Here is a 17,992-nt window from a genome sequence, read left to right on the forward strand (position 1 = left end):
CTGGTCTTCCTCATCCATGCCCGCACCCTTCACGCCCCCCATGCCGTCCGCCTTGCCAGAATGCCGGCCGCTTGTGGCCGCAATGGCAGGGGAACCGGAGTTGGATGCATGACATGGATCATCGTGGCCACGGTCGTCATCACGTTGGTGATGGGGCTGCTGGCGCTCAACTTCGCCACGCCTGAGAAAAAGCTCCAGCACATTCCCGGACATTGCTATGACGTGTCCGACCCGCAGTTCAAGCGCGAGATGTCGGTGTTGCTGGGGCCGGCGATCCTGCCCGGCAACAAGATCGATGTGCTGCAGAACGGGCGCGAGATCTTTCCGGCCATGCTGGCCGCCATCCGCGGCGCGCAGCACACCATCACCTTCGAGACCTATATCTATTGGTCAGGCGAGATCGGTCGCGAGTTCAGCGAGGCGCTGTCCGCGCGCGCGCGCGCCGGGGTCAAGGTGCGCGTCACCATCGACTGGGGCGGCAGCTTGAAGATGGACCCGTCACTGGTGGAGGAGATGACCGAGGCCGGCGTGGAAGTGCATCGCTACCGTCCGCTGACCTGGTACAACCTGCATCGCGTCAACAACCGCACGCATCGCAAATTGCTGGTGATCGACGGCCGTCTCGGCTTCACCGGTGGCGTGGGCGTGGCCGACCAGTGGATGGGCGATGCGCAGGACCCGGACCACTGGCGCGACTCGCACTACCGGATCGAAGGGCCGGTGGTGGCGCAGGTGCAGGCGGCCTTCAACGACAACTGGATCAAGAGCACCGGTCGCGTGCTCAACGGCGCCGAGTATTACCCTGAGCTGGCACCGGCCGGCGACAGCGATGCGCAGCTGTTCGTGGCCTCGCCCGCCGGCGGCAGCGAGAGCATGCACCTGATGTACCTGATCGCCATTGCCGCGGCGCGCACGTCCATCGATCTGGCTGCAGCGTATTTCGTGCCCGATGCGTTGATCACCCGCTCGCTGCTGGAAGCGCGCAGCCGCGGCGTCAACATCCGCGTGCTGCTGCCCGGCAAGCATATCGATGCGATCTCGGTGCGGCTGGCCTCCAAGGCCAGCTGGGAGCCGCTGCTGCAGGCCGGCATCGCCATCCACGAATACACGCCCACCATGCTGCACACCAAGCTGCTGATCATCGACGGCCTGCTGGTGTCGGTGGGCTCCACCAACTTCGACATCCGCTCGTTCCGCCTCAACGACGAGGCCAGTCTGAACGTCTACGACCGCACCCTGGCCGCGCGCATGACCGAGGTGTTCGAGGCCGACCTGCAACGCGCCGAGCGCTACACGCTGGAGCGGTGGCGCGCACGCCCACTGCGACAGAAGCTGGGCGAGAAGCTGGTATTCCCGTTCCGCTCGCAGGTGTAGTGCGCACGGCGTCCGCGGTCAGCAACACCGCCTCACAGCGGCGCGGTAGTTCCGGCCTGCAGACGCAGCTGGCGCAGGCGCCACCACACCCCGCCCACGTGGACCAGCGAATACAGCACCAGCGCCGCGGCGATGCCCAGGGTCAGCGCGCTGGCCTGCGAACCGGCCACCGACGCGCCCTGGCCGAAGGCGCCCGAGGCCCAACGCCAGGCCAGCCGGCCCAGCAACACCAGCATCAACGCAGCGCCGATCCAGGGGTTGGGCGTATACCAGCCGCGCCCGTCCACCCACTCGGCATGCGTATAGCGCAGCGACAGCGCACCCAGCCCCATGCCCACCAACGTGCCCACGGCAATGCCGGCCCGCACCTGCGGCAAGCCGTAGACCGCATACGCCAGCGCCGCGGCCGCGACGATCAGCACCACGCTGCGCACTGCCGTGCTCGCCGGCTTCCACTGCTGGCGGCCAAAGCTGCGCCGGATGCGCCGGTAGTAGAGGTAGCCAATGGCGGCCATCGAGAGATACGGCGTCAGCGGTGCGATGGCAGCGGCGGGCATGGCGGTTCCTTTGCGGGTGGGTTGAAGCGACCGACGCAGAATGAAACCAGCCACCGGCGCGAACAAGGTGCCAAGTGTCACTTTCTGCAGGCGGCGGCGTGGCGGCCGGTCGCCGGCAAGCCGCCGTCTCGCCGGGCTGTGCGCACGTAGACCACCGCAGCGGGTGCGTTCCCGCCCCGGCCGGTGAACGCCGCAAACGCGCGCCGGCGGTTGCCACACGCGAACCGGAGCGGCACAGGTAGACTTGCGCGCAGTGTTCCCCCACCGCAGTGCCATGTCCGCCATCAAGCAAGACGCCCACACGCTGATCGACACGCTGCCCGACACGGCCGGCTGGGACGACGTGGTCCGCATCGTGGGCGATGCCAGCTTCCAGGCTGCGGTGCAGGACGGCATTGCCGCCGCAGAGCAGGGCGCGTTTGCCGCACCGGCGCAGGTCGGCGCACTGTTCGCCAGGTGGGGCGTTGATGTTACGGCGTGACTGGACCGTCCCGGCCGCCAAGCAGCTTGCCCACGCCCAGGATCACTACCACGCGCTCAACCCGGCCGCGGCCGCCGCCATGGGACGGCAGGTGCTGGAAGCCACCCGCACGCTGGCCGAGCAGCCCGGCCGTGGCCGTGCCGGCCGGGTGCCTGGCACTCGCGAGTGGGTGGTCAGGCAAACCCCGTACGTGCTGGTCTACCGCGTGCGCGACGACGCGCTGCAACTGCTGCATGTCCACCTCGATGCCAGCGACTGGCTGCCGCGCACCGAGCCGCTGATCGAACGCATCGAGCCGTGGATCGCCGCGCTGATCAGCGCACTGCTGCACGTGCTGATGCTGCTGATCCTGCTGTCGGCCTCCACCCCCACCGTCACCCCGCCGCAGGGCTCGCCCAGCGGTGGCCGCACCAAGGTGGACTTTGTCGGCGACACCAGCCAGCCGCAGCAACCCACGCCCTCGCCCACTCCCACGCCGCCCTCGCAGACCCCGGCCCCGGTGCAGCCGCCGCCGGCCGCCTCGCCGGTGCAGTCCACCCTGGTCCAGAACGCCAGGAACCCGGTGCCGCCGGCGGGCAACACCCGCCGTGGCGGCCTGACCGAGCAGCGCCAGACCCGCCCCGTGCAGCGCCCCACCCCACCGCAACCGCCGGCCGAACCGTCGTCGCCGCCGCAGCGTCGCCCCGAGACCTGGACCGGCCGCCCACCGGGCATGCTCGACGAACCCGCCGATGCCGCCGAAGACGGCACCGCCTACACGCCCACCATCAGCGAAGGCCGCCGCCGCGACCGCAACAACGCCCAGCCCAGCCTGGATATCGGTGGCTTCCAGGTCTATTACGACGTGCGCAGCGAAACCCAGCTGCGGGTGTGGAAGGAACAGGGCATGCAGGAAATCGCCATCATCCTGCCCGGCACCCAGCAGCGCATGGTCTGCCCGCTGGAGGTCGCCCTCAAACGCGGCTCCAGCAAATGCCGCCTGCTGCCGCCGGATTCCCCGGAGCTGAAGACCATCGGCGACGCCCGCGAGGTCATCAACATGATGGAGGTCTACAAGCAGGGCGAACCGGTGTGGCGCGGGCCGGGGCCGTATCGGTGAGGGGTGGGGCCAGGTTGGGCCCGGATTCCACTGAGCTTACGCTCGGGCGCGCCGACGCCTATATCGCTGCGACAGCGGCCGCGCAAGGATTGGCCGTTGCCACTCGCGACACGGCCCCGTTTGAGGCGATGGCATTGGAGGTCATTAACCCGTGGAATTGAGCTGGAGCGCGCGATGATAAACCGGCATTTTGGCGCCTATTTCTGACGCACCTTTTTTGAAAGCAGCAACCGAACGAGCCGAAGATGTCTTCAGCCCGTTCGTCAATTAGCCGGCGGTTGCAGCCATCACGTCCCCTGGTCTTTGCCGAGCTTTGTACCCAGTGACCCTTTGAACGGCGCCGGATTGCTGGTGACCAGGCAGTTGTAAGCTTTGTCGCTGTTGAGCACCAGCACGGACGACTGCGGCCCCTTGAAATCCAGCCCTACCGAGAACAGCACATACGCGTTGGGCAATGCGCTCGGTCGAAATGCCCCGAAGGCATACTCGCCAGACAGGCCCAACGGCGACAGCGGCACCGTGAGCACCAGCGGCTGCGTGGCAACCGGAGAGGGCAGCGAGGAGGAAGCAGACATGATCTTGGACTGCACGTCGATGGAGTACTTGGTGGTGACCGTCATCCCCAGATACTTGGAATCTGGTGCCGACACCTGCTTGCGACAGGCCGCAATATCTTCCGGCTTCTGATCCTGCTGGCCCGTCTGCAGCGTGGCAAAGACATGGGTCAGCGTGACCTTGTCCGCTCCGGTGACCGGTGCTGCAACGGCAGCGTCCATGCACAGCGCGGCGGCGACGAGCGAAAGGCCACATGCCGCAAGCGCACCGCGATAACTGGTTTTACGTTTCATTTCGATCACTCCTTGGTCTGCGATGCAAGGTGTCGGCAGTGGCTCTTGCGCGGCTGCCGCTTGCGTCTTGAATGGAAGTCGCAACGGCACCTGTGCATAACGCCAAGCGGCAGATGATCGATTGCGTACGATGACACCATGTGCGTGTGTGTGGGAGCACCACACCTACGCCACCCAGCTGGCCACGCCGCTGGTGTGTGCATCGTTGAAGACCAACGCCTCGCAAACCCGGCAAATCGTCTCAACGACTTCGTTGCGTGATGCAGCTCGGATTTCGGAAGCAAATAAAGCGACACCTCTTGCTCGAATCAGACATCAATCGAGACCGCACCAAGGCATGACCCCTCTTGGCACACGAAATTTGGTTCTATTTCGCGACTGAGCGAGGTTAGCTTTGAGAGGCGAGCGTCGCAGGCAAAGCTGGCGTAACTAGGGTGAGAACCAATGGCAGCTATAGTTAACGTAGCACTGCCACCGCTTCCAACGCATCCACCACAGGCCCAAACACAATCTGCCGCAGCAAGCGCGCTTCGCCAGGATCGACTGCATGCGTGGCGCCTTGTTCGTAGCTCTGCAGCACCACGTGCGATTCCCGTCTGATCGCGATGGCTAGTTCATCCAGGTGTCGCAATGTCAGTTTTGGCGGTACGCCGATGGAGTGGCCAAACGCGGCGACATCATCCCGGCCGATGGCGTCATAACGGTGGGAAGTGCCCATCGGGAAAACCAGTTCGTCCAAGCCCCAGTCGGGGGCCTTGTAGACGCTGGTGCTGAGCAGGTCGTAATGCGGGGCGAGTTCCCAGCCATTTGCGCCGCGCAGGAAGCTCAGGTTCTTCAGGTGGGCATCGCTGTTGCCGATGAAGAAATTGAACAGTTGCCAGCGCAGCAACGCAATGCGCGTGGCCGCAGGCATACGGCTGATGCGTTCGAGCGCGCGCAAGTTACTGCTGGTGGCTTGCTGGTATTTGTAAACACGATCCAGGGACAGCAGTTGGCAACCGTCCAGCGCATAACGGCGCTGTGCCTGCAGGCCATCGCCGATGCGGTCGAAACGGCGGACCAGATACACTGGTTCCGGCACGCGGCGCACGGCCACCTGTGGCACCGGCAGTCCGCAGGCAGCGGCCAGCTGCATGCAGAACCATTCATTGACCGCGCTGTGCGGGTAGTCGTCCACATGCTCGTGGTCGGGTTTGAGGATATGGGTGGACGCAGCCGTGCCCACCGGCTCCCACAACTGCCCCTGCTCCAGCACCACCGCCAGCTTGTGCTGGGCGCCCGCCAACGACATGCGCTTGGGTGCGCCATGGGTCAGCGGTTGCCGAGGCAAGGCGCGAATACGCGCAGAAAGCGCGACATCGCTCAGCGGCTGCAGCGCCGGCGGCGGCAGTTGCTGGCCTGGCCTGAGCAAAGTCAGCGCGCCGGCCGACTCCGGGCCGAAACGTTGCAACAGGCCGAAAGCATCTGCCGCGTCGATGCCGGCGTCGCTGGCGATCAACCGGCGTCCGCCCTCCTCGGGCAGCAGGTTGTCGAAGAACCACTGCACCGGGCGCTGGCTGCCGCCATCAACGATCTCGCCCGCGCGACATGGCAATGCTGGAGACAGATCGAAGCCGTCCATTCGCCACGCCGGGTCGTACGCAAGCGCCCATAGATTGCCTTGCTCGCGCAACTCCCCGATGCGGCGCTCTTCCAGCCACAGCTCAAGGCTGCGTGGCGCATCGGCGGTGTTCATTCGGCGTGCTTGGCTACCGGCGCAGGCAGTTCCACCGGCAGATCCAGCTGGACCTGGATGCCTAATTGCCGCAGCAGTTCGAACACCCGGCCCAGTTGCACGGTGTCCTTGCCGCGCTCGAGATTGCCCAGCACCACATGGCTGGTGCCGGCCAGCGCAGCCAGGTCGTCCTGACGTAGGCCTTGTGCCTTGCGTACTGCACGGACATAGGTACCGATGTCGGATGCCTGGTCGATTGGGACGCGCATAGCGAATGACCTAATCTAAAGCGGACTTTAGATTACCTCGGCAATTTTACGGTGACAAGTAAAAACTAAAGCAGTCATTAGATTGGTCGTTAGCAGCTACAGGCCGGGCCAAAACTAATGCTCCCTTTAGTTTCATAGCTTAAGCAGTCGCTGTTGCGAAGGGAAAACGAGCCCACGCGCTGCCCGTCGCAGTTCCAACGGCACATATGCTCGGCTACGGAGACCAGATCTCGCACTTCGCAGCACCCGACCAACCGGAACTGGCTACAGTCTGCGCAGGGCCATCTGCGCCCACTCCATCCACCTGCCTTTCAAAGGATCTGCATGTCCCTACATCGTCTTGCTCCGCGTGTGGGCCTGGCCGTTGGCCTGCTGTGCGCCTGCACCGTGCAGGCCGCCGCGCCGGCGCCGGCCCATCGCTTGCTGCGTGTCACCCTGGGCGGTGCCACCGACCAGCCCACCTCCGGCCGGCTGCTGGTGTTCGCCACGCTGGCCAAGGATGCCGAGGCCGAGGCCAAGCAGGACGGCAAGGTGGAGGCGGTGGATACCAACCCGTTCCGGCCTAGCGCCACGGCGGTGGCCGCGCAGGAGGTGACCGGCCTTGCGCCAGGCGGCAGCATGCAGATCGATCTGGACAACATCGCCTTCCCTAGCGGGTTCTCGGCATTGCCGGCTGGCGAGTATCTGTTTCAGGCCGTGCTGGATCCGAACCACAGCTACGGCTACATGGGCCGCGATGGCGGCGACCTGCTGAGCGCCGTCACGCCGGTCACCCTGGGCGGCAAGAATGCCGCGCTGCCCGCGCTGACGCTGAGCACGCAGGTGCCGGCCTCGGACGACCCGTGGCAGGTCTCGCCGCGTGCGCCGCAGGCCGTGCGCGATGCCGTGCCCGAGGCCAAGCTGCATAGCGCCGATGCGTCGCTGGTCAGCCCCGCGCTGAGCGCGTTCTGGGGCCGGCCGGTTTCCCTGCGCGCGCGCGTGCTCACCCCGCCCGGCTACGACGCCAAGGCGGCAACGCGCTATCCCACCGTGTATGTCACCCATGGCTTCGGCGGCAACTACAACCGCTTTGCCGGCAGCATCGCGTCCACCTGGGCGGCGATGGCCGCCAAGCAGATGCCGCCGATGATCTGGGTGTTCCTGGACCAGTCCACGCCCACCGGTACCCACGAGTTCGCCGACTCGGTCAACAACGGTCCCTGGGGCACCGCACTGACCGAAGAGCTGATCCCCGCGCTGGAACGCCAGTACAAGATGGACGGCAAGGCCCGGGGCCGGTTCTTGAACGGGCATTCGTCCGGCGGCTGGGCCACGCTGTGGCTGCAGACGCGCTACCCCAAGCTGTTCGGCGGTACCTGGTCCACCTCGCCCGATTCGAGCGATTTCCATGACTTCACCGGGCCGGATCTGTACGCGCCCAACGCCAATGTCTACCGGCGCGCGGACGGCAGCCAGTTCCCGCTGATCCGCGACCAGGGCAAGGTGGTGGCCGATCTGGAAACCTTCGCCAGGCTCGAAGCGGTGCTGGGCCAGTACGGCGGCCAGTTCACCTCGTTCGACTGGGTGTTCTCCCCACGCGGGCCCGACGGCCGCCCGCTGCCGATGTTCGACCGCACCACCGGCAAGGTCGATCCCACCGTGGTGGCGTACTGGCGCGACCATTACGACATCGCCGCACGGGTGGCGGCGCAGTGGCCCACGCTCAAGCCGGATCTGGACGGCAAGATCCACCTGATCGTCGGCACCGCCGACACGTTCTACCTGGATGGCGCGGCGCGCAAGTTCCAGGCGGTGCTGGACGGGCTGGGCGCCAAGAGCGACTTCCGCTACCTGGAAGGCCGCACCCACTTCGACCTGTACAAGGAGGGCGACGACAGCAACGCCCTGATGAAGAAGATCGCCTGGGAGATGTACGCGGTGGCGCGGCCGAAGCGGTAAGCGCGTCGCTGCACGTACCCGCACGCTGACTGGCGTGCCGGCCGTACCCGCCACGTGCGGCCGGAGTGACAGGTCTGGCGATCACTGCGGTGTTGCATGCCGCAGATCGCCTGGCCGGCGGAACTGCCCTGGTGCGCGCACGCCCCAAGTGTTCGATGCCAGCCTCTGCTGCATCCAGCTATTTCGACTTCAAGCGCTTCAAGCTTGCCTCGACCTGCTCCGGGCTGAGGTCGTTGGTCGGATCGAAACCGATCGTTGCCTGCATTTGGCTTCTGACAGGCAGGCCCTCGTTGTTCAATGCAGGTGCATATCGCCACACAAGCACGCCATCGGTCGCTACCTTGTCCAGCTCAGCGCTCCCACTGCTCTCATGAAGGGACGGATTAGTCACGGTCCCATCCTGTTCCACCCAGAATCGCACCTTTGCTTCGCCACCCACTCCTGTCAGAAGAAGACGTATGGGGTAGCGAGGGACAGGCGTACGCAGTGCGACGGGAGCACGTGCATGGGAATTGACCTGATTTGATGGCTGCACATCCTGTGCTTTGGCAAGGCCGCTTGAGGCGATCATCAACATCGCCGCATAGACCGCCAACGATTTTCTAGACAACTGGGATCATCCTGATTATGGGTATCGAAGTCGCAGCACTCGGGCGGCGACGCGTTGTCGAAGCCGGTGACATCACGCCGAACGCTTGGGCAGCTCCCACTCCAGCTGCTGCCTGAGCACCAGCAGCAGCACCTGCAGGCGGCCGCTGCGCACCAGGGCGGCCGGCGTCTGCCCGTCCAGTGCGTTCATGGGCTTGCGGAACCAGCCGATCAACGCCTCATTGTTGCCGCCGTTCAAGGCCCAGGCGTGGCAGACGATCTCGCCCAGGGCCTCGATGCCGGCGCTGCCCAGCAGCTTGATGTGCTCCGGCGTGAAGGCGAACAGCGACAGCACCAGCTCAGCGTCGGCAGCCTTGCCGTGGTCGACCTCCATCTGCTGGCTATGCGCGGTGCTGTAGATGGACGCCTGCGCACGGAAGTCTTCGGCGCGCCGCATGCCGGTGAGCAGTGATGCAATGAGGTCGGCGCGTTCCATGGGGCAATCCAGCGGTGTGATTGCGCGCACGCTATCCGTGTCATCACTGCGGCTCAATCGGGAGTCTCCTGACACGCGATCTCAGCGTCAGCAACCGTTGCGTTACGCAGCGGCTGGACGCTGCGGCGTTAATGCCCTGGCGGCGGCGGTCTGGTTGCGGCGTGCATGCACCCGCGGCCAGGCGGCGCCGGCCTTCGCCGTGTTTAACGCGGGGGTTGCTAGGCTCCGGGCGCGTCACTGGCAGCAGCCTGCACGTCAACGGGCTGCAGTATTGGAGTGTCACCTCATGAGGAGTTGTCAGATGCCCTGGAAATCCGCGCTCGCCGTACTTGCCCTGTCCACCGCCGCGCTGCCGGCGCTGGCTCAATCCGACCGGCAGGTGGCCGAAGACATGATCACCCGCTCGGCCAATGTCTGCCCCGGCCACAGCACCGAGCGCACCAGCCCCACCGTCAAGACCGTGCCCGTGGGCGCGCTGCGGGTGATGCTGGAACGCGGCCTGGTCATGTGCCCGGACCGCCGCCTGGACGCCGCCGCCCCGGCCGTGTTCTACGGCCGCCTGGGCGTGCTCGCCTGGAACCCGGACGTGCCGGCCGCCAAGACCGTGATCGTGCAACAGATCGGCGCGATGACCCGCAAGGACCAGTACCCCGTCGAGACGCTGGTGTGGGACGCCAAGGGCACCGCGCTCAAACAGCAAACCGTGCCGATGTTCGAGCCCAGGCCGGGTGCGGCGGTGTTGTACAAGGTGCGTTGAGTCCGTGAGCGAGCGCGATGGAATCGTCCGCGCGCTCATGCCGCCGCCGGTCGCTGGCGTGCCTAGAGACCCAGATCGGACAGGCTCGGATGTGCATCGGGCCTGCGCCCGAGCGGCCAGTGGAACTTGCGCTCGGATTCCTGGATGGGCAGGTCGTTGATGGACGAGTGGCGCGCGCGCATCAGGCCGTCGGCATCGTATTCCCAGTTCTCGTTGCCATAAGAGCGGAACCAGTTGCCGGAGTCGTCGCGCCATTCGTAGGCGTAGCGCACCGCGATGCGGTTTTCGTTGAACGCCCACAGCTCCTTGATGAGCCGGTATTCCAGTTCCCTGGCCCATTTGCGCTCGAGGAATGCCTGCGCCTGGTCGCGGCCGGTGACGAACTCGGCGCGGTTGCGCCAACGCGTGTCAACGCTATAGGCCTGGGCCACCTTGCCCGCATCGCGGCTGTTCCAGCCGTCTTCGGCCAGCCGCACTTTCAGCAAGGCGCTGTCGTGGGTGAAGGGCGGCAGCGGCGGGCGGGACGATGCAGGCGATGACATGGCAACACTCCTCACAGAAGGCAGAACAGGAAAGGAAAGGAAAGGACGCTACCCAAGCAACCTGCGGGCAGCCTGTTGGGCGGTGGTTGCAGACTCCGTACCGCCAAAGACCAGCGCGACGGCAATCGCGCCGTCGATCAACACCAATAATTGCTGCGCCAGCGCATTCGGGTCTGGCCGGCCGGTGGCCACCACCAGGCCGTGCAGATACGTGTGCAAGCGTTGCTTGTGCACGCGTGCCGCCCTGCGGATCACATGGTTCGGGTCGCCGATTTCACCGGCCGCATTGAGAAACGCGCAGCCATGGAAGCGGTTATCGGCAAACCAGCTGTGCAACGCGTCGAAGCACGCCAGCAAGCGCGTCACCGGATCGTCGCTGTGCGAGGTGGCGGCCACGAACCAGGCCATCCAACGCTCGTCCCGGCGCAACAAGGCGGCTTCCACCAAGGCGTCTTTGGTTGGATACAGGCGATAGAGCGTCTTGCGTGCCACCCCGGACGCCTTGACGATCGCCTCCATGCCGGTGGCATGAATACCGCCGGCGTAGATCAGGCGCTCGGTGGCATCGAGCAACACGGCGTGGGGTTCAGGTTCGGGTAGCGAGGGCTTCATGTGGACTGAGAATGATCGTTCTCAGTAAAGTAGAACGATCATTCTCCGCTGTCAATATGGCGCAGGGCACTGGATCGAGCTCCGGCCCGTCTTCCATGTGCGCATGGCGGTGGCTGCGTGGCAACCACACGCGACCGCACGCGCAGCGGCAGTCAGCCCATCGCCACCTTGTCTACCGCAGGCGCTGGTGTTTGCCGCACAGAGGTTGTGCATCGATCTCGTCGACGATGCCGCGCAGCGCACGCGCGGCATTGAAGATGCTCTCGCCCAGAATCGACACGCTGCCGTTATCCAGCGCCTGGCCACTGCACACCGCCACCATGTCGCTTTGCGCGGTGATCGTGCGTAACAGCGTGTGGAACCGGTCGATCTGCTCGATGGTGACGCCGAAGCTGAAGTGTTCTTGCTGCGTCCGCAGCGTAGTCATCCTGCGGGTTTTCGAAGTCGTCATGGCACTCGCGCTCGACGTGTGCGGACGGGATGTCCGTGAGCTCACGCTAGCGCATTATTTCGGATATCTGAAAATCAGATAATGCGTAAGGGTTTCAACGATGTACGCCGTCGTAGTGCTATCGTTTTACACCGACTGAATCGGTCCGACGGTTGCAGTGAAATATCTCGGCTCACCGGTGATCGGATCATCAAACGCCAACGTGTGCGCAAACAGCTGCAGTGGCCGCTCAGGATCATCCGGCCGCTGGTCTTCCAGCTCGGGATAGAAACGGTCGTGCAGAATCGGCGCGCCCAGTGCGGCCATATGCACACGCAACTGGTGCTTACGCCCGGTGACCGGCTCCAGCCGATATGTCCATGCGTGCTCGCCGCGCGCGATCACATCGATCACCGTCTCGCTGTTCGGTTCGCCCTCGCACTCGCGCATGCGGAAGAACGGCTCGCCCGGCTCCAGCCGGCTGCGATGCACATACGGAAACCTCAGCCCTGGCAGCGGCGGTGCCACCGCCAGATAGTGCTTGCGGATGCGCCGTTCGCGAAATAGCGCCTGGTAGATGCCGCGCGTGGCGGGATTGGCGGAAAACAGCACCAGCCCGGCGGTATCGCGGTCGATGCGGTGCAGCGGCACCAATGCTGGACTATCGAAGCGGCGCACCAACCGTGTCAGCAATGTCTCGCGCACATAGGCGCCCGCGGGCACCACCGGCAGAAAATGCGGCTTGCACGCCACCACCATGTGCGCATCCGCATGCACCACGGTCTCGGCAAACGGAATGACCGGCTCATCCACCACCTCGCGGAAGTACAAAATCTCGGCGCCCAGGCGATACGGTGCAGAGGCATCGAGCGCGCGGCCTTCGGCATCCAGCACGCGCCCGCGCGCGAAGCGGTCCTGCCAGGTGGCGGCATCCACACCCGCAAAGCACGCGCACAGCGCTTCCAACACCGTGGACCAGGGGCCGGGCGGCAACTGGAACTGGCTGGCGGGGATGCCATCGAGCATCGGGCGTGCTGGAAGCATGGCCACAACAAGGCGCGCTCATACGAACAGGGCTGGCATCGTACCCTGCCCGCGTTTGCCTGCTCCGTTCGTGTGGCATAGCGGACGCAAGCGGTTGAGCGGGCAAGAGTGACTTTCGGGCGATACGCTTGACGCCGCGTTGGGCAATGCTGCGACTCTTTGCCAAGAGATGGAACTCGATGCGTCGTCCTGCGATCTATGCGGCCCTTGCCTGCCTTGCTGCGCTGCTTGCGCCGTTTGCCACCGCAGCGCAGGCGCCCCCGCCGTCATTCACCGCGTGTGCCGACGCGGCGGCGCAGGCATCGTTGGCCGGTAGCGAATGCCTGCTCGCCCAGGTGCCGCTGCGGCATGAAGCACCGGACGCCGGCACCATCAACCTGTTCGTCCGCCGTTTGCCGGCAGCAGACCAGAGCAAGCGCCGCGGCGAAGTTTGGCTGATCGCGGGCGGGCCGGGCGAAGCCGGCGCCTCGCTGTACCCGATGATCAGCACCTACCGGCGGGCATTTCCCGGCTATGACTTGATCATCCCCGACCATCGTGGCACCGGGCGTTCGACTCGCCTGTGCCCTGAGCAAGAGGCACCGCACAGCGCAGACGGGGTTGGTCTGGCCGGCACCGAATGGGGCCCGTGCATCGGCGCACTGTACGCAGATGCGCAACGCACCAAGGCCTTCACCATCACCGAAGCTGCGCAGGATCTTGCACTGCTCATCCGCCAACAGCGACGCAAGGGCGAAGTGCTGCTGTACGGCGTGTCCTACGGCACGCAGCTGGCGCTGCGCACCCTGCAAGTGGCGCCGGTGCCGTTGGATGGGTTGGTGCTGGATGGCCTGGTGCCGCCGGAAACGGCCGCGCAATGGGACTTGAGCCACCGGACTGCCGTGGTCGACGCCGTTGGGCGCGCGCTGCTGGATGACGCACACATCGCCACCTATCGCAGCGTGCTCGATCGCAGCGACAGCGCCGCATGGCGTGCACATATTCCCGGCAAAGATCTCAAGCGCTTGCTGGGGATGTTGCTCAACTTCCCCACCCTGCGCGACCGCATTCCCGCCATCATCGATGGCCTGGCCCGCGACGATGCCACGTTACTCACCGCCTCCATCGCCGATCTACAGACCGCACTCGCCGCAATGGGGCAAAGCGGCGACAACCAGCCCGCATTGCCGCTGGTCATGCTGATCGCCGCATCCGAAAACAATGCACGCCCAACCCTCACCCGCGAAACAGTGGCAGCCGAAGCCAAGGATGCGTTGTTCGTTAGCCCCATCCCAGGCCTGCTGGTAGACGCCGGCCTGCCCACCTACCCACGCGACGCCTGGTTCGGCCGCAGCCCCACCACCCTGCCACGCACGCTGATCATCCACGGCACGCTGGATCCCAACACCCCGTATGCCGGCGCGCAGGCACATGCCGCATTGCTGCAAGCGGCAGGCCCGGTGACCTTCAGCACCGTCGAGCGTGGCGCGCATTTGCTGGCTTTTGCGGCGCCTGCGTGTTTTGTGAGTGCGGTTGCTGACTTTGTGGAGCAACGGAACGTTGCTGCGTCTTGCAGTGAGCCGGGAAAACAATGAAGGGTGGCAGATACGACACTCACGTTGGCCCTTATTCCACATCGCTTGGCGCTTCGACCACCTCGACAAGCCAAGTTGAACCCTTTCAAGCGGACTCAAGCTTCTGGGCTGGATGCAGGCCCGTTACATCGCAGAGCATCATTGCTTGTATTTGATGGAAACCAGATCGCAGTAGCGTGGCTGGCATACTGACAAACCCTGTTTCAGCGGCTATGGTCGAAGCTGGAACGGGGTTCTTGCATGGGACGCAGAAAGAAACAGGGTGGATTCGAAGTGTTGGCCGCATTGCCGTGGCCGGTTGGCTTCGTCATGGGAATCGCTGCGTATCTGGTAGTGCGCTACGGCATCGGCTGGTGGTTTTCTCACCAGGGCGGAATGCTATCGCAGGGCTTGGCCCAGCAAGCGAGCGGGATGCTCGCGCCATTGGCGTGGACGCTGCTCGGCGTCTGCTGGCTTGCCGCGCTGTTTTCCTATCTGGGCACACGCAGCCGGCGACGCTTTCTGGAAACACGCACAAGCCTGGAGAGCCTGGCCGCCGGCGGCTGGCGCCAATTCGAACGATTGGTGGGCGAAGCATTTCGCCGCCAGGGTTACAGCGTCGAAGAAACCGGCCTGGGCGGCGCCGACGGCGGCATCGACCTGATCCTGCGCAGGACGGCCGCCGCACGCTGGTGCAATGCAAGCAGTGGAAGCGCCAACAAGTCGGCGTCAGCATCGTGCGGGAGATGTACGGACTGCTCGCGCATCACCAAGCCCATGCGGTCAAGATCGCCTGCGTTGGCACTTACACGAAAGACGCCAAGCGCTTCGCCCAAAGTAAGCCGATTGAACTGATTAGCGGCCAACAGTTGCTGGCGATGATACGAGCAGTGCAACAACAAGCGACAGCCCCGCCGATGCCACCAGCAGTACATATCGAGCCTGTCTTTGCTTCGACTGAGTCCACTGTCTCCGCAACCATCGCCACCCCAAATTGCCCGCGCTGCGGTAGCACGCTCGTACAGAGAAGGAATCGACGCACCAGCGAACACTTCATAGGCTGCAGCCAGTTTCCAAAGTGCAGAGGAACTGTATAAATGAAACCGCCTCTTTTTCTCAAAATGACACTACGAGGTCGCATGCATACAAGTGAGGCCTAAACCCTTCCTTCAAGCGGACTGGCCTATGGCCAGCTGCTTAAATCAAACGTCAGCAAATGGGATGTCATGTTTACCTCCTTCGTCATCTGCGTTATCGGGATTCTTTGGTATCTGGCAAATTCTCGATACAAGGAGACCAATTCATGGTCATGGCGTCGCAAGAGAGCCTGTTATTCGTGGGCTTTAGTCGGCGCAATTGCGGGCTCTTTTTTTGGCGTTGCGGGTATGGGCTCCGCTATAAGTGGCACTATTCCTGGAGCAATTTTTTTCTATGCTATCGCAAGTAACCTGATGAAAAAGGATGTCGATCCCTCGACATAGAAATTGGCTAACAATTCATCCAAGCCAAAATTGCCAGGCAACACGGCTTAATTAAAGCATGTGAGGGAATATCGAATGTCAATGAGAACTTGTAAGGAGTGCGAAGCAAAAATCAGCACAACGGCCGTGGCTTGCCCGAAATGCGGTGCAAAGCCAAAGAAGACTTCCGGGTGTGCGATTGTCATTGCAGCTTTTATTGGGCTCATGTTTTTCTCCGCAATCCTACGTGGCTGCTCCGATAGCCCTTCCACACCGCTGACAACAACTCCTATAAGCAATGCAGCGCAGTCAGCCTCTCCCACACCGGCCAAAGCTGATCCTGCTGCACTGTTGGATCAATCCAGAACTACCGTTGATTCAATTGAGTCCCGTCTCAAAGAAAACGCTGATAGGCTTAAGAAGTATTACGGAACTATGGATCAGGTTAAACAAGCAACTGCTGATCTAATCGAGCTAGCAGCTGTCAAGGAGTTGTACAAACACTCTAGAATCAAAGAGGAAAAGAGTCTGGTTAGTCGTGCCGACTCGCTCACTGCAAAAGTTTCCCAGCAGCGACGCTCGCTCTATGCATCAACCGCTGAGGAGATATTTGTAAAGAATGGCATGGACGTTAAGATCACCGCAAGTGGAGCTAAGAAGGATCAGCTACGGCTCAGGTACGTATTGATGTCACAACCGCTTGTATACAAGTTTCAAAACGAAATGGAAATGGACGATCAGGCTAGAGCCTTCGGATTTAAGAAAATAATCTACACGGACGGGTACGACGAGACTTGGACTGTGGATTTGTAGATAACGGGTCAGATCCTTAGGTATCCCCACGTTTTTAAAGCACCAACGTCATCTGCTCGCGCACTGCGTCGGGCAGTGTGCGCAAGCGTTCTAGCCAGCATGAGACAGGTTCCATCGGCCAGCGCCTGACCAGCGCCTCGCGGCCGATGCGTAGTGTCGAGTAGAGCTTGCGTGTGCTGCTGCGTGGCGATAGCCACTGGGCGATACCGGTGGCTTCGCATCCCAGTCCTGCCAACCAACTGGCGAAGGTGGCCAGCGTATTGAGCAACAACAGGATCTGCAACCGCTCGCCGCGACGGGTCAGGCTGTCTTCCATCGCCTGACCGTAGCGATGCGATTTCAGATCGCGAAATGCCAGCTCGATCTGCATCCTTCGTGCGTACAGATTGACCAACTGTTTCGCGCTGGGTGCTTGCAACTGTGGGGAGGCAACGATCAACCACGGCTCGCGCTCACGCGCTGCTGCTTTCAAGCTGGATGATGCACGCGAGACCTTGGCGGGTGAGCGTCGATTGCGTTGCCGACGTCCCTGCGGTTTCTTGGCATAGAGCACCAGGCGGCAATCGAGTGGATCGCTGCGATTGGCTTGCATCGGTGGCAATTCGCGTGCACGGTTGGACGCCAGCGCATGCAGGCGACGGCTATCGATCCATTGCAACGCATCATCGGGCACGTCGTGCGGTTTGACCTGCGTGCGTCCGCGCAGGCGCCCGACCCAATCCCAGCCCATCGCCGACACCGCGCGAAACCATGGCGTGCGGAATCCGGCGTCAGTGACCAGGATCGGACGCACATCGTCTGGAATCAGTCCCCTGAGCTGCTGCAGGAAGCGTTTCTCCGCGCCGGGCGATCCCTGCTGTTTCCCAGCAACCACCATGTCCAGCAAGGTGAGCGTGCGTCCACCGATTGGCACGGCTGCACGCAGCAGGCACCACGACTTGTCCGGCTTCAAATCGCTCCAATCGATGACGATCACCGGCTGCTCGCCGCGCAGTAGCCAATGCGCCATGTCCCGCTCGATCACCGATCGCTCGACCTGCAACGTGCGATTGCACAGCAGACGGTCGCATACCTTGAGGGGCGCACGTACCCGCGTCGCGCCGGGCCATGAGCGTGCAATGTCGATCAGGGTCAGCCGACCTCCGTGCAACAGCGCTTCAACCGCACCGAGCAAGGCGCGCTGCCGTGATGCATGCATGCCTGATAGTGAGTCGGACAGGCACTTCTGCAATACTTCGCTGGCGCGCATGGTCGGCACTCTTCTCTGGCTTAGTCACCTTGAAGCGTGCCCCATGCGCGCACCTTCTTCCACGTCCCGGCGTACCAAGTACCTGATCTCGCAGGAAGAAATGTGGGGAAACCTCAGGGTCAGATCGAGTTCCTGTTGACAGAGCTGCCCCCATATTCGGACAGCCAT

The 17,992-nt window shown here is 63.5% G+C and carries 18 protein-coding genes and 1 pseudogene; 8 read left to right on the forward strand and 11 right to left on the reverse strand.

The window, feature by feature from the left end; translation table 11 throughout:
• Positions 1–108: 108 nt before the first annotated feature.
• The gene (locus ACCQ12_RS20170; RefSeq protein WP_047695578.1) at positions 109–1,374 is read left to right on the forward strand and encodes a phospholipase D-like domain-containing protein; all 1,266 of its coding nucleotides are present in this window, start codon (positions 109–111) and stop codon (positions 1,372–1,374) included.
• A 32-nt stretch (positions 1,375–1,406) separates the two neighbouring features.
• On the opposite strand, the gene ACCQ12_RS20175 is transcribed toward ACCQ12_RS20170, so the two are convergent.
• A complete protein-coding gene (locus ACCQ12_RS20175) occupies positions 1,407–1,931 on the reverse strand; it encodes a CcdC protein domain-containing protein (RefSeq protein ID WP_372382572.1) in 525 nt (174 codons plus the stop codon).
• Positions 1,932–2,205: 274 nt separating this feature from the next.
• On the opposite strand from ACCQ12_RS20175, the gene ACCQ12_RS20180 reads away from it, so the two are divergent.
• Together ACCQ12_RS20180 and ACCQ12_RS20185 are read left to right on the forward strand one after the other, a co-directional pair.
• Entirely contained in the window at positions 2,206–2,412 is a 207-nt protein-coding gene (locus ACCQ12_RS20180; RefSeq protein WP_104581773.1) for a hypothetical protein, read from the forward strand.
• A complete protein-coding gene (locus tag ACCQ12_RS20185; RefSeq protein ID WP_039564723.1) occupies positions 2,399–3,511 on the forward strand; it encodes a type II toxin-antitoxin system RelE/ParE family toxin in 1,113 nt (370 codons plus the stop codon). Before ACCQ12_RS20180 ends, ACCQ12_RS20185 begins: the two co-directional genes overlap by 14 nt.
• 287 nt (positions 3,512–3,798) lie before the next feature.
• On the opposite strand, the gene ACCQ12_RS20190 is transcribed toward ACCQ12_RS20185, so the two are convergent.
• The 3 genes from ACCQ12_RS20190 to ACCQ12_RS20200 all read right to left on the reverse strand — a co-directional run bounded on the left by ACCQ12_RS20190 (position 3,799) and on the right by ACCQ12_RS20200 (position 6,342).
• Positions 3,799–4,359, reverse strand: a complete 561-nt coding sequence (locus ACCQ12_RS20190; protein WP_372382573.1) for a hypothetical protein — start codon at positions 4,357–4,359, stop codon at positions 3,799–3,801.
• 457 nt (positions 4,360–4,816) lie between these two features.
• A complete protein-coding gene (locus ACCQ12_RS20195) occupies positions 4,817–6,094 on the reverse strand; it encodes a HipA domain-containing protein (RefSeq protein WP_372382574.1) in 1,278 nt (425 codons plus the stop codon).
• Positions 6,091–6,342, reverse strand: coding sequence for a helix-turn-helix domain-containing protein (locus ACCQ12_RS20200; protein WP_047695759.1), 252 nt, complete (start codon positions 6,340–6,342; stop codon positions 6,091–6,093). Before ACCQ12_RS20200 ends, ACCQ12_RS20195 begins: the two co-directional genes overlap by 4 nt.
• Before the next feature lie 324 nt (positions 6,343–6,666).
• Between ACCQ12_RS20200 and ACCQ12_RS20205 the strand changes: the two genes are divergently transcribed.
• A complete protein-coding gene (locus ACCQ12_RS20205; RefSeq protein WP_372382575.1) occupies positions 6,667–8,280 on the forward strand; it encodes an alpha/beta hydrolase in 1,614 nt (537 codons plus the stop codon).
• Between the two features lie 178 nt (positions 8,281–8,458).
• Here ACCQ12_RS20205 and ACCQ12_RS20210 read toward each other — a convergent pair whose 3' ends face one another.
• Together ACCQ12_RS20210 and ACCQ12_RS20215 are read right to left on the reverse strand one after the other, a co-directional pair.
• Positions 8,459–8,890 (reverse strand): energy transducer TonB, encoded by a 432-nt coding sequence (locus tag ACCQ12_RS20210; protein ID WP_372382576.1) that lies wholly within the window; start codon positions 8,888–8,890, stop codon positions 8,459–8,461.
• A gap of 72 nt (positions 8,891–8,962) precedes the next feature.
• Positions 8,963–9,364: a hypothetical protein gene (locus ACCQ12_RS20215; RefSeq protein ID WP_372382577.1), complete on the reverse strand. Its 402-nt coding sequence runs from the start codon at positions 9,362–9,364 to the stop codon at positions 8,963–8,965.
• 301 nt (positions 9,365–9,665) lie between these two features.
• Between ACCQ12_RS20215 and ACCQ12_RS20220 the strand changes: the two genes are divergently transcribed.
• Entirely contained in the window at positions 9,666–10,121 is a 456-nt protein-coding gene (locus ACCQ12_RS20220) for a hypothetical protein (RefSeq protein ID WP_372382578.1), read from the forward strand.
• Between the two features lie 62 nt (positions 10,122–10,183).
• On the opposite strand, the gene ACCQ12_RS20225 is transcribed toward ACCQ12_RS20220, so the two are convergent.
• From ACCQ12_RS20225 to ACCQ12_RS20240, 4 genes are all read right to left on the reverse strand, one after another.
• The gene (locus ACCQ12_RS20225; protein ID WP_372382579.1) at positions 10,184–10,663 is read right to left on the reverse strand and encodes a nuclear transport factor 2 family protein; all 480 of its coding nucleotides are present in this window, start codon (positions 10,661–10,663) and stop codon (positions 10,184–10,186) included.
• 48 nt (positions 10,664–10,711) lie between these two features.
• Positions 10,712–11,275: a TetR/AcrR family transcriptional regulator gene (locus tag ACCQ12_RS20230; protein ID WP_372382580.1), complete on the reverse strand. Its 564-nt coding sequence runs from the start codon at positions 11,273–11,275 to the stop codon at positions 10,712–10,714.
• A 172-nt stretch (positions 11,276–11,447) separates the two neighbouring features.
• Positions 11,448–11,726 carry a hypothetical protein gene (locus ACCQ12_RS20235; RefSeq protein ID WP_372382581.1) on the reverse strand — a complete coding sequence of 93 codons (279 nt, stop codon included), beginning with the start codon at positions 11,724–11,726 and terminating at the stop codon, positions 11,448–11,450.
• Positions 11,727–11,852: 126 nt separating this feature from the next.
• On the reverse strand, positions 11,853–12,731 hold the full coding sequence (locus ACCQ12_RS20240; protein WP_372383669.1) for an RluA family pseudouridine synthase: 879 nt from the start codon (positions 12,729–12,731) through the stop codon (positions 11,853–11,855).
• A gap of 197 nt (positions 12,732–12,928) precedes the next feature.
• Between ACCQ12_RS20240 and ACCQ12_RS20245 the strand changes: the two genes are divergently transcribed.
• The 3 genes and pseudogenes from ACCQ12_RS20245 to ACCQ12_RS20255 all read left to right on the forward strand — a co-directional run bounded on the left by ACCQ12_RS20245 (position 12,929) and on the right by ACCQ12_RS20255 (position 16,575).
• On the forward strand, positions 12,929–14,323 hold the full coding sequence (locus ACCQ12_RS20245) for an alpha/beta fold hydrolase (protein WP_372382582.1): 1,395 nt from the start codon (positions 12,929–12,931) through the stop codon (positions 14,321–14,323).
• Between the two features lie 240 nt (positions 14,324–14,563).
• Positions 14,564–15,399: pseudogene (locus ACCQ12_RS20250) on the forward strand (restriction endonuclease).
• A 459-nt stretch (positions 15,400–15,858) separates the two neighbouring features.
• Positions 15,859–16,575 carry a zinc ribbon domain-containing protein gene (locus ACCQ12_RS20255; protein ID WP_179456122.1) on the forward strand — a complete coding sequence of 239 codons (717 nt, stop codon included), beginning with the start codon at positions 15,859–15,861 and terminating at the stop codon, positions 16,573–16,575.
• Between the two features lie 34 nt (positions 16,576–16,609).
• On the opposite strand, the gene ACCQ12_RS20260 is transcribed toward ACCQ12_RS20255, so the two are convergent.
• Positions 16,610–17,824, reverse strand: a complete 1,215-nt coding sequence (locus tag ACCQ12_RS20260) for an IS4 family transposase (RefSeq protein WP_166778488.1) — start codon at positions 17,822–17,824, stop codon at positions 16,610–16,612.
• Positions 17,825–17,992 lie beyond the last annotated feature (168 nt).

The sequence above is a fragment of the Xanthomonas sp. NCPPB 1068 genome (assembly GCF_041479385.2).
Lineage (GTDB): Bacteria > Pseudomonadota > Gammaproteobacteria > Xanthomonadales > Xanthomonadaceae > Xanthomonas > Xanthomonas cannabis.

Excerpts from the sequence above, each read along its gene's own strand:
- ACCQ12_RS20200 (WP_047695759.1), bottom strand. The coding sequence starts at position 6,342 with ATGCGCGTCCCAATCGACCAGGCATCCGACATCGGTACCTATGTCCGT.
- ACCQ12_RS20220 (WP_372382578.1), top strand. The coding sequence starts at position 9,666 with ATGCCCTGGAAATCCGCGCTCGCCGTACTTGCCCTGTCCACCGCCGCG.
- ACCQ12_RS20235 (WP_372382581.1), bottom strand. The coding sequence starts at position 11,726 with ATGACGACTTCGAAAACCCGCAGGATGACTACGCTGCGGACGCAGCAA.
- ACCQ12_RS20225 (WP_372382579.1), bottom strand. The coding sequence starts at position 10,663 with ATGTCATCGCCTGCATCGTCCCGCCCGCCGCTGCCGCCCTTCACCCAC.
- ACCQ12_RS20260 (WP_166778488.1), bottom strand. The coding sequence starts at position 17,824 with ATGCGCGCCAGCGAAGTATTGCAGAAGTGCCTGTCCGACTCACTATCA.
- ACCQ12_RS20230 (WP_372382580.1), bottom strand. The coding sequence starts at position 11,275 with ATGAAGCCCTCGCTACCCGAACCTGAACCCCACGCCGTGTTGCTCGAT.
- ACCQ12_RS20240 (WP_372383669.1), bottom strand. The coding sequence starts at position 12,731 with ATGCTCGATGGCATCCCCGCCAGCCAGTTCCAGTTGCCGCCCGGCCCC.
- ACCQ12_RS20180 (WP_104581773.1), top strand. The coding sequence starts at position 2,206 with ATGTCCGCCATCAAGCAAGACGCCCACACGCTGATCGACACGCTGCCC.
- ACCQ12_RS20175 (WP_372382572.1), bottom strand. The coding sequence starts at position 1,931 with ATGCCCGCCGCTGCCATCGCACCGCTGACGCCGTATCTCTCGATGGCC.
- ACCQ12_RS20245 (WP_372382582.1), top strand. The coding sequence starts at position 12,929 with ATGCGTCGTCCTGCGATCTATGCGGCCCTTGCCTGCCTTGCTGCGCTG.
- ACCQ12_RS20255 (WP_179456122.1), top strand. The coding sequence starts at position 15,859 with ATGTCAATGAGAACTTGTAAGGAGTGCGAAGCAAAAATCAGCACAACG.
- ACCQ12_RS20205 (WP_372382575.1), top strand. The coding sequence starts at position 6,667 with ATGTCCCTACATCGTCTTGCTCCGCGTGTGGGCCTGGCCGTTGGCCTG.
- ACCQ12_RS20185 (WP_039564723.1), top strand. The coding sequence starts at position 2,399 with ATGTTACGGCGTGACTGGACCGTCCCGGCCGCCAAGCAGCTTGCCCAC.
- ACCQ12_RS20190 (WP_372382573.1), bottom strand. The coding sequence starts at position 4,359 with ATGAAACGTAAAACCAGTTATCGCGGTGCGCTTGCGGCATGTGGCCTT.
- ACCQ12_RS20195 (WP_372382574.1), bottom strand. The coding sequence starts at position 6,094 with ATGAACACCGCCGATGCGCCACGCAGCCTTGAGCTGTGGCTGGAAGAG.
- ACCQ12_RS20215 (WP_372382577.1), bottom strand. The coding sequence starts at position 9,364 with ATGGAACGCGCCGACCTCATTGCATCACTGCTCACCGGCATGCGGCGC.
- ACCQ12_RS20170 (WP_047695578.1), top strand. The coding sequence starts at position 109 with ATGACATGGATCATCGTGGCCACGGTCGTCATCACGTTGGTGATGGGG.